The organism is Streptomyces sp. Tu 2975 (assembly GCF_009832925.1).
GTDB lineage: Bacteria > Actinomycetota > Actinomycetes > Streptomycetales > Streptomycetaceae > Streptomyces.
In genome coordinates this window covers 4,563,975-4,576,817 of sequence record NZ_CP047140.1, presented here as the reverse complement: position 1 = coordinate 4,576,817, position 12,843 = coordinate 4,563,975, and the positions used below count along the sequence as shown (strand labels likewise).

Sequence of the window (12,843 nt, the reverse complement as noted above, 5' to 3'; positions counted from 1 at the left end):
GGCATGGGATCACTTGTCCGCCACATCACGATCGACTGCTCCGACGCCTACCGCCTCGCGACCTTCTGGGCGGCGGTGCTGGATGCCAAGGTCTCCGACGAGGACGCGCCCGGCGATCCGGAGGCGCTGGTCGAGTCGGCGAACGGCGCGCTGCTGTTCGTCACCGTGCCCGAGAAGAAGAGCGTGAAGAACCGCGTCCACCTGGACATCGTGCCGGCGGAAGGCACCCGCGACGAGGAGGTGGAGCGTCTGCTGGCGCTCGGGGCGACGCTCGTGGGCGACCATCGCGTGCCCGACGGGAGGGGCTGGGTGACGCTGGCGGACCCGGAGGGCAACGAATTCTGCGTCGAGCGCGGCGCCGCCGAACGCACGGGCTGACGACGGGGACCGGTCACCGCCTGTGCAGTGCCCCGACGTAGACGCCGAGCAGGATGAGCGGTGCCCCCAGGAGCAGGCTCGCCGTCAGGGGTTCGTCGTCGAGCCACGCCGAGAGCAGGATGGTGACGAGGGGGAAGACGACGAAGACGTACGCGGCTCTCGACGGACCCCAGGCTCTGACCAGCATCAGGTAGAGCACGAAGACGGCCACCGAGCCCGCCAGGACGACATACGCCACGGCCCACCACGTCGCCGCCCGCTCGGGGAGGATCCACGCGTCGCCGGCGGCGCGGGAGCCGGCGAAGAGGAGGACCGCGGCGCCAGTCATACCGACCGCGTTCATCGTGACCGGGTGGACCTTCGGCAGGCGGTGGACCAGGACTGTCGCCTCCGCGAAGGAGAGCACCGCGCCGAGTACCGCGAGGAACGAGAGCAGTGGGACGGAGCCCTGCAGCGGGTTCCGGGACACCACGGCGACGCCCGCGACGGCGAGTACCGTCCCCACGGCGGCCCGCAGCCGGAACGTCTCCTGGTGCTGGGCGACGGAGAGCAGCAGTGCGGCGAGCGGCACCAGCGCGAGGATCGTCTGGCCGAGACCGGCGTGGATGCGGACGAGGGCGTAGTAGGCCAGGGCGAAGGTGACGCCGAAGTTGAGCACACCGAACAGCAGCGCGCCGGCCAGTGCCCGTCCGCGTGGCCAGCGGAGCCGCATGACAGCCATGACGAGGAGCAGGACCGCGGCCGCGGCCCCGAAGCGCAGGGCGGCGCCCCACAGCGGATCCAGCTCGCGGTTGCTGAAGCGGACGCCGACGGCGTTGCCTCCGGCGAGGAGACAGCAGACGGCGAACGTGGCCGGAGCGGCTCCGCTGTCCGAGGGTGCGCGCATGACCGCACCGTAGGACGGGCACGGCGGGAGGGGGGCGCCGACACTCCACCCGGTGCCCCCGGGGGCCTACCGCCCGTCCTTGCCCGCCGGGAAGAGCGGGGTCCAGGGCAGCGCCGTGCGCCAGGTGTCGCCGTCGCGCATCCAGTCGCCGATGATCCTGGCCACCGGCTCGGGCCCGATGACGTCCCCCTGCCACGGCACGTGGGCCTCGAAGTGCAGATGGTCGCCGCCCTCGCGGTACTCGACCTGGTAGCTGAAGTCGTCGTTCAGATACACCTGCATGAAGTGCTGGTCGGCCGGCTCCCTGTCGGTCCGCTCGACGATCACGAACCGGTGGGACAGGTTCATGTCGGCGAGCAGGTCGTGGACGGCCACCTCCGACGGATCGTCGAGGGACCTCCCGCCGGCTTCGGTGGCTCGGATCAGCGGCTCGGTCATACGGGCGACTGTAGGGCCCGGGTCGGACAGCGGGGCCGGCCGGGCGGCCCCGCTGTCGAGATCGGGCCCTGAAGCACCGGTCCGGGCCGGTGTTCAGGGCCCGGACAGGTGTTCAGGGCCCGGACAGCCGTAAGCCGGGCCTCGGCCGCGCGACGCGCACCGGGGCCCGGCAGAGGGTCGTTCAGTCGGCCAGTTCCAGCGCCGGCGTCTCCTTGGTGAGGACCTCGCCGCGGAAGAACGCCGGGCTGCGGCGCTGCATGAGGAGCATCAGGAAGAAGCCGAGGACCAGCAGGCCGACCCCGATGACGAAGACCGAGCCCATGCCGAGGACGGAGGATCCGGAGCCGTAGGCCGGGTCCCACATGTCGTAGAGGGTCTTGCCGAAGACCGCCGTGAGCATCAGGCCGCCGACGCCGGGGAGGATGCCCTTGACCAGCAGGTTGCCGGTCGAGCGGGTCAGTTCCTTGCGGAAGAACCAGACGCAGGCGAAGGCCGTGATCGAGTAGTAGAAGCAGATCATCAGGCCGAGCGCGTAGATCGTGTCGACGAGGACGTTCTCGCTGACGAGGCTCATCACCGTGTAGAAGACGCCGGTGGCGACGCCCGCGGCGACCGTGGCGAGCCCCGGGGTCTTGAAGCGGGGGTGGACCTTGGCGAAGGCCGGCGGCATGGCGTCGTACGCGCTCATCGCGAGGGCGGTGCGGGCGACCGGGATGAAGGTGGTCTGCAGGCTGGCCGCGGCGGATGCGAGGACCGCGACGAAGAGCAGGATGCCGAGACCGGAACCCATGATCGGGTCGGCCAGCACGGCGAACACGTTGTCGGAGGTGTCCGGGTTGCCGAGGCCGGTGCCCTTCTCGCCGATGCCGGCGTACATCTGCACGGCGATGGCCACCATCAGGTACGAGGCGACGATGACCACCATGGCGAGCATGGCGGAGCGGCCCGGGGTGCGGGCGCTGCCGACGCTCTCCTCGTTGATGGACAGGCAGGCGTCCCAGCCCCAGTAGATGAAGATCGAGAGGGAGAGCCCGGCGGTGAAGGCGGAGAAGGACTCGATGCCGAACGGGTTCATCCAGGACAGGGAGAAGTCCAGGGAGCCGGCGACCTCGCCGGACTTGGCGATTGCCATGGCCGCGAAGATCACGATGACGGTGAGCTGGAGGCAGACCAGGGCGTACTGGACCCACTTGGTCGCGGTGATGCCCCGGTAGCTGATCGCCGTCGCGACGGCGATGAAGCCGAGTGTGGTGAGGATGTGGACGGCCTTGTTGCCGTCGAGGGCGGCGACGTCGGCGCTGCCCGTAACCTCTCCGGCGGTGAGCCAGAAGAAGGACGTGGCCACGCCCGCGAGGTTGGACAGGACCACGACGGTGGCCACCAGCAGTCCCCAGCCGCACATCCAGCCGATCTTGGGACCGAAGGCCTTCACCGACCAGGTGAAGGAGGTGCCGCAGTCGGGGACCGCCTTGTTCAGCTCCCGGTACGCGAAGGCGACGAGCAGCATCGGCAGGAAGCCGGCCAGGAAGATGGCGGGCATCTGGAGCCCGACCTCGCCGACGGTCGGTCCGAGTGTCGAGGTCAGGCAGTAGACGGGGGCAACCGTCGAGACGCCGATGACAGCTCCACCCATGAGGCCGACGGAGTTCCCGCCCAGGCCCTTGGTGCGGACACCCCCGTCGGGGGCGCTCCGTACCGTGTCTCCGGCCTCTGGCCGCGCATCCAGCTGAGTCATGGGGAGGACGTTAAGTGCTGCGGTTTCCACATCCGGATGATCGAAGTCCGGATTCCCCGGGATCTCCGGCGCTCGATTCCAAGGTCAGGACGCACACTTGCCGGGCATTCGAAAGACATGCTGGCGTTACCAGTGGTACATCACAAGGCCGCCGGCCCACTCTTCCGAGATGCGAGAACCGCAGGGGCGACCGTTTTGTCCGGTTTCAAAATTTCCCGTGCCTTTTTCCGGCCCCGCCACGGGCCAATGACGGCAAGGGTTTTCAGCCACCCGCCGCCCGCCGTCAGCCCGGCCACACCACCGACTGGAGCTCGCTGTACGCATACAGCGCGTACGAGCCGACGTCCCGGCCCACCCCGCTCCGCTTGAAGCCGCCGAACGGCGCCTCCATGTTCCTGCCGACGGTGTTCACCCCGACGCCGCCCGCCCGCAGCCGGCCCGCCACCCGGAAGGCCCGGGACACATCGCCCGACCAGACGTAGTCGATCAGGCCGTACTCGCCGTCGTCGGCGAGCGCGACACCCTCCTCCTCGTCGTCGAACGGGAGGACCACCACCACCGGCCCGAAGATCTCCTCACGCACGACACGCATGTCCTTCGTGCAGTCGGCGAAGAGCGTGGGAGTTACGTAGAAACCCTTCTCGAAGGCGGGGCGCCCGCCGCCCGCCACCAGACGCGCGCCTTCCTTCCTGCCCAGCTCGACATACGACTCCACCCGGTCGCGGTGCGCCGCCGAGATGACCGGTCCGACCACCGTGGCCGGATCGCGGGGGTCTCCGACGCGCAGGGCACGCGCCAAGCCGGCCAGCCCTTCCACCAGCCGGTCGTACACACCGCGCTGCGCGATCACCCGTGTCGGCGCCGTGCATATCTGACCGCTGTAGAAGGAGAACGTCGTACCGATCCCGCGCACCGCCGAACCGATGTCCGCGTCGTCGAAGACGAGGGCCGCGCCCTTGCCGCCGAGCTCCATCAGCTGGCGCTTCATCCCACGGCCGCAGACCTCGGCGATGCGCTGCCCGACTGCCGTGGAGCCGGTGAAACTGACCATGTCGACGTCCTCGCAGTCGACGGCCGCCTCGCCGACGGCCGGCGCCGAACCGGTGACCACGTTCACCGTGCCGGGCGGGGCGCCCGCCTCCTCGAGGGCCGCCGCCATCCGGTAGACGGACAGCGGATCCTGCGGAGCGGGTTTCACCACGACCGTGTTGCCCATGGCGAGCGCCGGCGCGACCTTGCCGGCCGGATTCGCCCATGGATTGTTGTACGAGGTGATGCAGGTGACCACGCCGACCGGCCGGCGTACGGCGACAGCGCCGAGCACGCCCGCCCTGCCCATCGGGCCCGCGGCGCTGATCTGCGGAGGCAGGGCCCGCTCGACCGGCTCCAGCGCGCCCTTGGCGTACCGGGCGAACCGCACCGCCGCCACCGCCACCTGCATCCCGCGTGCCGTGGCCGTCGTCGCGCCGCTCTCGGCACGGGCGAGCTCCGTGTGCGCCTCACGGTCGCGCACGACCAGGGCGGCCGCCCGGTCCAGGATCGCGGCGCGCTCCTCGGGCCCCGTACGGGACCAGGAGGAGAAGGCCTCGCGGGCGGCGGCGGCCGCGGCGTGGACCTGGGCGCGGCTCGCCTCGGGCGCCAGGCCGACGACCTCCTCCGTCGCCGGGTCGATCACCTCGTAGTGACCGTCGTCCGGCTCGACCCACTGTCCGCCGATGAACAGCCGCTGCCCGGCCCGCTCCGGAGCCGTCACCGGGTCGACACCGTCCTCGTGTCACGGCCGGAACGGAGCACCCGGCCCGGTACGGCGCCGGTGACCTTGTCGTCCCGTATCGTCTCCACGCCGTTGACCCGCACGGACACGATCCCGACGGCCTTCGCGTCCAGGCGCGGGCTGTCGCCGGGCAGGTCGTGCACGAGCGTCGCCGGGGCGGCGTCGATGCGTTCCGGGTCGAACAGGACGAGGTCCGCGTGGTGGCCCTCCACGATGCGGCCGCGGTCGCGCAGACCGAAGAGACGGGCCGGATCGTCGGTCAGCATCTTCACCGCCTCCTCCAGTCCGACCAGCTTCCGGCCCCGCAGACAGTCCCCGAGGAAGCGGGTCGTGTAGGGGGCACCGCACATCCGGTCCAGGTGCGCGCCGGCGTCCGAACCGCCCAGCAGCACGTCCTCGTGCTGCCAGGTCTGCGCGCGCAGGGCCCACGAGTCGGGGTCGTTGTCGCTGGGCATGGGCCACAGGACCGTACGCAGATCGTCGTTGGCGCAGATCTCGACCAGGCACTGGAACGGGTCCTGGCCGCGTTCCGCGGCGATGTCCCGGACGACGCGGCCGGTGAGGCCCTCGTTCTCCCGGGTGTACGTGTCCCCGACGACGTACCGGCCGAAGTGGGCCAGCCTGCGGAAGACGCCGGCCTCCGGGGAGTCCGCGCGGCGCAGCATCCCGGCCCGGACGGCCGGGTCGCGCAGCTTCGCGATGCGCTGCGGCACCGGGAGGGACAGGATCTCGCCCCAGCCGGGGATCAGGTTCAGCGCGCAGAACGTCCCGAGTGACATGTTCATCGGCGTGAGGATCGGCATGGTCAGCGCGACGACGCGGCCGCCGGCCTTACGGGCCCGCTCGGACGGGACCAGCTGGCGGGGGACGCGGTCGGGGACGGAGGCGTCGATGGTGAGGACGTTCCAGTTCAGTGGCCTTCCCGCGGCGGCGCTCATCTCCACGAGAAGGTCGATCTCCTCGTCCCCGAACCGGTCGAGGCACCCCGCGACGATCGCCTCGAGCTGGGTGCCCTCGTGCTCCCCCACCGCCCTGGAGAGGGCGAGCAGTTCGTGCGGCAGGGCGTGACGGGACGCGACGGGCCTGCCGTCCCCGTCGGAGTGTGTCGACGACTGGGTGGTGGACAGGCCCCAGGCACCGGCCTCCATGGCGTCGTGGAGGAGGGCCAGCATCTGCTCGAGCTGCGCCGGGGTCGGCTGCCCGCCGATCGCGTCCGGGCCCATCACGTGCCGGCGGAGCGCGCAGTGGCCCACCATGAAACCGGCGTTGACGGCCGTGCGGCCTTCAAGGGCGTCCAGGTACTCGCCGAACGTGTGCCAGTTCCAGGGGGCGCCCTCCTCGAGCGCGACGAGGGACATGCCCTCGACCTTGGACATCATCCGCCGCGTGTAGTCGGCGTCCTCCGGGCGGTCCGGGTTGAGCGGTGCCAGCGTGAAGCCGCAGTTGCCGCCGGCGACGGTCGTGACGCCGTGGTTGAGGGACGGCGTGGCGTACGGGTCCCAGAACAACTGGGCGTCGTAGTGGGTGTGCGGGTCGACGAAGCCGGGGGCGAGGACGAGGCCGGTGGCGTCCTCGACGGTCCTCGCGGAGGGGGTTCCTGTGCCGGTGCCCGGCTCTGTGATGACGGCTGTCCGGCCGTCGTCGCCGATGCCGACGTCGGCGCGGTACGCGGGGGCGCCCGTGCCGTCGAGGACGGTCGCGTTGCGGATGAGGTGGGCGAGCATGGCGTCCCCTTCTGTACGGGGTGGTTGGTGGGTGTGGTGTGGCCCGGCCGGGGGTGCGGCGGCCGGCCGCGGCCACGCGCGTCACCCCGACCGGGCCGCGACGGGCGACGGTCCGGGAAGACGCCGCCCGTGCGTGGGGGGAGGGGCGGAGGGTGGCCGCTGCGCGGGGCCGTTTCCCATCCCCGCCCCTTCCCGGACCGGGCTCCGCCCGGACGTGGTACCGCGCTTCGCGCGGTGCGCTCGATCGCCGGGCCGGCTCACGTTGCCTGGCGGCTTCGGTCCCGCCGGGGGCACCTCCCACGGCAGCCGGGCCGTAGGGGGAGATCGAGGCGCGAGGGATCCGGGGGCAGAGCCCCCGGTGACGACCCCGTCACCTCGACGCCGACTCCCGGAAGCGGGTCGTCCGGTGGATCGGGTCCGTGTCGATCTGAGGGATCACGTGCTCGCCGATCAGGCGGATCGTCGTCATCGTGTCCTCGTAGGACACTCCGATCGGCAGGCCGAACGACAGCTGGTCCGCCCCCGCCTGCTCCCACCGCTTGCACTGCTGCAGCACCTCTCCCGGGTCGCCGCAGATCATCAGTTCCTCCGCTATCAGCAGTTCGATGATCTCCGCCGTGTACTCCGGCAGGAGTTCCGGCCACTCGGGGACGCCCTCGGGGCGCGGGAACGTGTCGTGGTAGCGGAACAGCAGCGACTGGAGGTAGTTGAGGCCGCCGGACACCGCGATCTCGACCGCGCGTTCGTGCGTCTCCGCGCAGATCGCCGTCGAGGTCACCATCACGTTGTCGTTGACGAAGGCGCCCACCGCCTTCGCCTCCTTCACCGCCGACTTGTACGAGTCGAGGACCCATTCCATGTCGGAGACCTTCTGGACACTGAAGCCCAGCACGCCGAGGCCCTTCCTGCCGGCCATGGCGTACGAGGACGGGGAGCCGGCCGCGTACCACATCGGCGGGTGGGCGGGCCCGTAGGGCTTGGGGAGGACCTTCCGCGGCGGCAGGGACCAGTGCTTGCCCTGGAAGCCCACGTACTCGTCCTGGAGCCACATCTTCGGGAACTCGGCGATCGTCTCCTCCCAGATCTCCTTGGTGTGGTTCATGTCGGTGATGCCCGGCATGAATCCGAGGATCTCGTGGGACCCGGCGCCGCGTCCGGAGCCGAATTCGAAGCGGCCCTGTGACAGGTGGTCGAGCATCGCGACCTTCTCCGCGACCTTGACCGGGTGGTTGACCGGGGCCAGGGGGTTGAAGATGCCGGAGCCGAGGTGGATGCGCTCGGTCGCGTGGGCGAGGTAGCCGAGGAAGACGTCGTTGGCCGACAGGTGCGAGTACTCCTCCAGGAAGTGGTGCTCGGAGGCCCAGGCGTACTTGAACCCGGACCTGTCCGCCTGGATGACGTACTCGGTCTCCTCCATCAGCGCCTTGTGCTCGGCGAGCGGGTCGGTCTCGGCGCGCTTGCCGAGGTATCCCTGAACAAAGAGGCCGAATTCCATGGGGGTTCACCGCCTATCGTTTCTGACGCACCATCAGATCTGGATGGGTCCGACTGTTCCACCGGGTGCCTGCGCAGTCAAGAGAGCAGCGGCGCCGCGGCGCCGGACCGGCACCGGGCCGCCTCACAGGACGCTGACGCCCGCCAGCCATCCGCCGTCGATCACGAACGGCTGGCCGGTGATGTACGAGGAGTCCTCGCCGGTCAGGAAGAGGGTGAGCTTCGCGACCTCCTCCGGCCGCCCGACCCGCCCGAGCGGCACCAGCGTCCGGTACAGGTCGCCGACCGCTTCCGGGTCCGCGCCCTCGGGGTTGCTCATGGGGGTGTCCACGGCGCCGGGGCACACGGCGTTGACCCGGATCCCCTTCCCGGCGAGCTCGAGTGCGGCCACCCTCGTCAGGCCGACGATCGCGTGCTTGGACGCCGCGTAGGCGCCCACGTAGGCCATGCCCGTCAGGGCCGTGTACGAGGCCGTGTTCACGATCGTGCCGCCGCCGGCCGCCGCGATCTCCGGGGCGACGCCACGGATACCGAGGAACGTGCCGATCTGGTTGACCTGCGTGATCAGCTGGAACTCCTCCAGCGGGGTCGAGACCAGTTCGTTGAAGCGCAGGATGCCCGCGTTGTTGACCAGTCCGTCGATCTTGCCGAAGTGCTCCTTCGCGGTGGCGACGGCCGCGGTCCAGTCGGCCTCGCGGCTCACGTCGAGATGGACGTAGAGACCCCCGACCTCCTTGGCGAGCGGTTCGCCCAGCTCGTCGAGGACGTCGGCGAGGACGACCTTCGCGCCCTCCGCGGCGAAGAGTCTGGCCTCCTGCTCCCCCTGCCCGCGCGCGGCGCCGGTGACGAGTACGACACGTCCGTCCAGCTTGCCCATGCCTGCTCCCTTGGTCAGTCGAGGTGCGGGGCGACGTCGGCGGCGAAGGCCGCCATCTGGTCGGTCAGTTCACTGCGGTTCCGGCTGCGGAACCGCACCTGGATCTGGTCCACGCCCATCACGGCGTAGGCCCGCAGGGACTCCGCGACCGCCGCGGGCTTGCCGGAGACCGTCCGGCGGCCGGTGTGCCGGCCGGGCTCGCCGATGTACAGCGGCTCGGTGATGGCGCCGATCACGAAGGGGTCCTCGATCCCCGCCGCCTCTCGCAGTTGCCGGATCCGCGCGATCTGTGCCGGCAGCTTCTCGCGCGGATCGCCCTGGGGCAGCCAGCCGTCCCCCTTGAGCGCGGCCCGCCGCACAGCGGCCGGCGAGGAGCCGCCGACCCAGAGGGGGACACGGGGCTGGGCCGGCCGTGGCCGCTGCCCGAGATCCTTGAAACGGAACCGCTCCCCGTGGAACTCCGGATACTCGCCGGGGCCGAGCGCGGCGCGCAGCGCGTCGATGCTCTCGTCGAGGACGGCCCCGCGGGCGTCGAAGTCGACACCCAGAGCCTCGAACTCCTCCCGTACGTGCCCGGCCCCGACGCCGAGGAGCAGCCGTCCGCCGGAGAGGTGGTCGAGGGTCGCGTACTGCTTGGCGGACGCCAGGGGGTGGCGCAGCCCGACGACCGCGACATGACTCAGCAGCCGCACCCGCTCGGTCACCCCGGCAAGGAAGGAGAGCGTGGCGACCGGGTCGTACCAGACCGTGGACATGGCGTCCGCGAGGCGTCGCGGGACGGCGACGTGGTCGCAGACGGCGAGGTAGGAGAAACCGGCCCGGTCGGCCGCCACGGCGACGGCGGCCAGGTCGTCCGGGCCCGCCTCGGTCTCCCAGGGCTCGGCGTAGAGGGTGCTCTGCGACTGGACCGGGAGCTGCATCCCGTACGCCACCATGAAGACTCCCCGGAGCTGACGGACCGTCAGTAACGACGGCTGGTGCCATCGTCGGGGCTGACGGCCCATCAGGCAAGGGTGGCGCAGCGGCCTCAGCCGAGCAGCGCGTACACCGTCGAGGCGCGGGCGGCCGGCTCCGCGGAACCGTCGGTGGTCATGGTGATCTCGGCGAAGACCATGCGCTTGCCCAGCTTGGTGATCCGGGCGTCGACCAGGACGTCGGCGCCGACGACGGCCCGCTGGAAGCTGGTGGACTGCTGGACCGTCGTCATCGGGACGAAGGCGCCCCGCGCCGACGACACGGCGATCACGGTCGCCGTGTCCGCCGCGGCCATCAGCGCCTGCCCGGACATCCCGCCGCCCTCCCGGGCGAGCCGGTCGGACCAGGGCAGCCGCAGCACGGCGTGCAGGTCGCCCGTCTCCTCGACGGACAGGCCGAGTTCGAGGACCCAGGGGGCGAAGCTGTCGGCGAGGATCTTGCCCGCTTCTGCGGTGGAGAGCGTCATGCCCTGATGGTGCCGGTCGGGGGCCGTTCCGGGTAGACGACCCGGGTACGGCTGTCCCTGCTTGTTCGGCCACCCGTGTCACACCGGCCCGCTGCGCTGAGTATCGACTGGCCCGCCATGCGAGGGAGGCGCATCATGACGGTGATGCTGGAACGCCCGACGACAGACGGCACCGACCCCCGCCGCTTCGAGGAGCTGTGCGCAGCCCTCGACGAGCTGAACGTGCCCGACGGCTTCAACGCCGAGATCATCAGGGGGAACATCGTCGTGTCACCATGGTCGAAGGCGTACTACCTCGACGTCATGGACCTGGTCTGCGATCAGCTGCGCCCCCGCCTTCCGGAGGGCCACCGGATCAGCTCCGCCCCCGCGCTCTACGTGTTCCCCGGCGTGGAGCGGGCCTACGGCCCCGACGTCCACGCGGCTCACCGTCAGACGCGGCGGACGACAAGCCGCCATTTGGACGGGGAAGGGCTCTCCTTCGTCGCCGAGTTGACCTCTCCTTCGACGCGCGACGACGATCTCACCGACAAGGTCGAGCGCTACGGCAAGGCCGGTGTTCCTGTTTACCTCCTGCTCGACATGCAGGAGGACAGCGCCACCGTCTACTGGTCGCCGACCCCGAAGGGATATGCCTCCCACCTCACCCTGCCGTTCGGCGAGAAGATCCACATCCCTGACCCGTTCGACTGCCACGTCGACACGACCGGGTTCCAGGCGCCCGGCGAAGGCTGACCGGAGAACGGGCGCCACCAGGTAGGCGGCACCAGGTAGCACGCGGCGTGCGGGACGCTCAACACGATTGCCCGTCGGACGGTGCGTGACGGACCGCCGGGCGGTCGCCTACGGGCCCGGCCACAGACCGTCCTCGGTCAGCCCCAGCAGGTCGATCGCGTTGCCCGCCACGATCCTCTCCACCACGTCCTGCGGCAGGTGGCCCATCTGGGACTCGCCGACCTCCTTCGATTTCGGCCAGGTCGAGTCGGAGTGCGGGTAGTCCGTCTCGTAGAGGACGTTCCCTGCCCCGATCGCGTCCAGGTTCCTGAGGCCGAACGCGTCGTCGAAGAAGCAGCCGTAGACGTGGTCGGCGAAGAGTTCGGACGGCGGCCGGGTGACCTTGTCCGCGACACCGCCCCAGGCGCGGTTCTCCTCCCAGACGACGTCCGCGCGCTCCAGGATGTAGGGGATCCAGCCGATCTGCCCCTCGGCGTACATGACCCGCAGGCCCGGGAAGCGTTCGAACTTGCCGCTCATCAGCCAGTCGACCATGGAGAAACAGCAGTTGGCGAAGGTGATGGTCGAACCGACGGCGGGAGGCGCGTCCGCGGAGGTGGACGGCATCCGGCTGGAGGATCCGATGTGCATGGCGATGACCGTGCCGGTCTCGTCGCACGCCGCGAGGAACGGGTCCCACGCGTCCGTGTGGACGGACGGGAGCCCGAGGTGCGGGGGTATCTCGGAGAAGGCCACGGCGCGCACGCCGCGCGCCGCGTTGCGGCGGACCTCCGCGGCGGCCAGTTCGGCGTCCCACAACGGAATCAGCGTCAGCGGCACGAGCCGGCCCCGAGCCTCGGGGCCGCACCACTCCTCCACCATCCAGTCGTTGTAGGCCCGTACGCACAGCAGCCCGAGCTCGCGGTCGGCAGCCTCCGTGAAGGTCTGGCCGCAGAAGCGCGGGAAGGTGGGGAAGCAGAGCGCGGACCGGACGTGGTTGACGTCCATGTCGGCGAGCCGCTCCGGGACGCTGTAGGAGCCCGGGCGCATCTGCTCGTACGTGATGATCTCCAGCTTGATCTCGTCGCGGTCGTAGCCGACGGCGGTGTCGAGCCGGGTGAGCGGCCGGTGCAGGTCCTCGTAGACCCACCAGTCGCCGATCGGTCCCTCGTCGCCGGGGGCTCCCATGACGGGGGCGAACCTGCCGCCGAGGAAGGTCATTTCCTTCAGGGGCGCGCGGACGATGCGGGGGCCCGAGCCGGCGTACTTCGACGGGAGCCGGTCCCGCCAGACGCCGGGGGGCTCCACCGTGTGATCGTCCACCGAGATGATCTTGGGGAAGGTCTCCATCGTTTCAAGGTAGCGCCGAACTGACGGTCCGT

At 70.7% G+C, this 12,843-nt stretch carries 12 protein-coding genes; 2 read left to right on the top strand and 10 right to left on the bottom strand.

Annotation, left to right across the window (positions count from 1 at the left end; translation table 11 throughout):
- The first annotated feature begins 3 nt into the window (after window positions 1–3).
- Window positions 4–378, top strand: a complete 375-nt coding sequence (locus tag GLX30_RS20340; RefSeq protein WP_005316259.1) for a VOC family protein — start codon at window positions 4–6, stop codon at window positions 376–378.
- Between the two features lie 13 nt (window positions 379–391).
- Here GLX30_RS20340 and GLX30_RS20335 read toward each other — a convergent pair whose 3' ends face one another.
- From GLX30_RS20335 to GLX30_RS20295, 9 genes are all read right to left on the bottom strand, one after another.
- Complete coding sequence (locus tag GLX30_RS20335) at window positions 392–1,264, bottom strand: EamA family transporter (protein WP_159690927.1); 873 nt, start codon at window positions 1,262–1,264, stop codon at window positions 392–394.
- 66 nt (window positions 1,265–1,330) lie between these two features.
- A complete protein-coding gene (locus tag GLX30_RS20330) occupies window positions 1,331–1,702 on the bottom strand; it encodes a hypothetical protein (RefSeq protein ID WP_037774416.1) in 372 nt (123 codons plus the stop codon).
- Window positions 1,703–1,883: 181 nt separating this feature from the next.
- Window positions 1,884–3,437 carry an APC family permease gene (locus GLX30_RS20325; protein ID WP_159690924.1) on the bottom strand — a complete coding sequence of 518 codons (1,554 nt, stop codon included), beginning with the start codon at window positions 3,435–3,437 and terminating at the stop codon, window positions 1,884–1,886.
- A 283-nt stretch (window positions 3,438–3,720) separates the two neighbouring features.
- Complete coding sequence (locus tag GLX30_RS20320; RefSeq protein ID WP_159690921.1) at window positions 3,721–5,190, bottom strand: aldehyde dehydrogenase family protein; 1,470 nt, start codon at window positions 5,188–5,190, stop codon at window positions 3,721–3,723.
- A complete protein-coding gene (locus GLX30_RS20315) occupies window positions 5,187–6,935 on the bottom strand; it encodes a D-aminoacylase (RefSeq protein WP_159690918.1) in 1,749 nt (582 codons plus the stop codon). Before GLX30_RS20315 ends, GLX30_RS20320 begins: the two co-directional genes overlap by 4 nt.
- Before the next feature lie 370 nt (window positions 6,936–7,305).
- Window positions 7,306–8,430: an LLM class flavin-dependent oxidoreductase gene (locus GLX30_RS20310; RefSeq protein ID WP_159690915.1), complete on the bottom strand. Its 1,125-nt coding sequence runs from the start codon at window positions 8,428–8,430 to the stop codon at window positions 7,306–7,308.
- 123 nt (window positions 8,431–8,553) lie between these two features.
- Window positions 8,554–9,306: an SDR family oxidoreductase gene (locus tag GLX30_RS20305; protein ID WP_159690912.1), complete on the bottom strand. Its 753-nt coding sequence runs from the start codon at window positions 9,304–9,306 to the stop codon at window positions 8,554–8,556.
- 14 nt (window positions 9,307–9,320) lie between these two features.
- Entirely contained in the window at window positions 9,321–10,241 is a 921-nt protein-coding gene (locus tag GLX30_RS20300) for an LLM class F420-dependent oxidoreductase (protein WP_159690909.1), read from the bottom strand.
- A gap of 92 nt (window positions 10,242–10,333) precedes the next feature.
- Window positions 10,334–10,747 carry a PaaI family thioesterase gene (locus tag GLX30_RS20295; protein WP_159690906.1) on the bottom strand — a complete coding sequence of 138 codons (414 nt, stop codon included), beginning with the start codon at window positions 10,745–10,747 and terminating at the stop codon, window positions 10,334–10,336.
- 135 nt (window positions 10,748–10,882) lie between these two features.
- On the opposite strand from GLX30_RS20295, the gene GLX30_RS20290 reads away from it, so the two are divergent.
- Window positions 10,883–11,482: a Uma2 family endonuclease gene (locus GLX30_RS20290; protein ID WP_159690903.1), complete on the top strand. Its 600-nt coding sequence runs from the start codon at window positions 10,883–10,885 to the stop codon at window positions 11,480–11,482.
- Between the two features lie 108 nt (window positions 11,483–11,590).
- Here the strand turns inward: GLX30_RS20290 and GLX30_RS20285 are convergent, their stop codons facing one another.
- The gene (locus tag GLX30_RS20285) at window positions 11,591–12,811 is read right to left on the bottom strand and encodes an amidohydrolase family protein (RefSeq protein WP_159690900.1); all 1,221 of its coding nucleotides are present in this window, start codon (window positions 12,809–12,811) and stop codon (window positions 11,591–11,593) included.
- Window positions 12,812–12,843 lie beyond the last annotated feature (32 nt).

What these genes read in the sequence shown, in the direction of transcription:
- GLX30_RS20340 (WP_005316259.1), top strand. Translation starts at nt 4, where the DNA reads ATGGGATCACTTGTCCGCCACATCACGATCGACTGCTCCGACGCCTAC.
- GLX30_RS20335 (WP_159690927.1), bottom strand. Translation starts at nt 1,264, where the DNA reads ATGCGCGCACCCTCGGACAGCGGAGCCGCTCCGGCCACGTTCGCCGTC.
- GLX30_RS20330 (WP_037774416.1), bottom strand. Translation starts at nt 1,702, where the DNA reads ATGACCGAGCCGCTGATCCGAGCCACCGAAGCCGGCGGGAGGTCCCTC.
- GLX30_RS20325 (WP_159690924.1), bottom strand. Translation starts at nt 3,437, where the DNA reads ATGACTCAGCTGGATGCGCGGCCAGAGGCCGGAGACACGGTACGGAGC.
- GLX30_RS20315 (WP_159690918.1), bottom strand. Translation starts at nt 6,935, where the DNA reads ATGCTCGCCCACCTCATCCGCAACGCGACCGTCCTCGACGGCACGGGC.
- GLX30_RS20310 (WP_159690915.1), bottom strand. Translation starts at nt 8,430, where the DNA reads ATGGAATTCGGCCTCTTTGTTCAGGGATACCTCGGCAAGCGCGCCGAG.
- GLX30_RS20305 (WP_159690912.1), bottom strand. Translation starts at nt 9,306, where the DNA reads ATGGGCAAGCTGGACGGACGTGTCGTACTCGTCACCGGCGCCGCGCGC.
- GLX30_RS20300 (WP_159690909.1), bottom strand. Translation starts at nt 10,241, where the DNA reads ATGGTGGCGTACGGGATGCAGCTCCCGGTCCAGTCGCAGAGCACCCTC.
- GLX30_RS20295 (WP_159690906.1), bottom strand. Translation starts at nt 10,747, where the DNA reads ATGACGCTCTCCACCGCAGAAGCGGGCAAGATCCTCGCCGACAGCTTC.
- GLX30_RS20290 (WP_159690903.1), top strand. Translation starts at nt 10,883, where the DNA reads ATGACGGTGATGCTGGAACGCCCGACGACAGACGGCACCGACCCCCGC.
- GLX30_RS20285 (WP_159690900.1), bottom strand. Translation starts at nt 12,811, where the DNA reads ATGGAGACCTTCCCCAAGATCATCTCGGTGGACGATCACACGGTGGAG.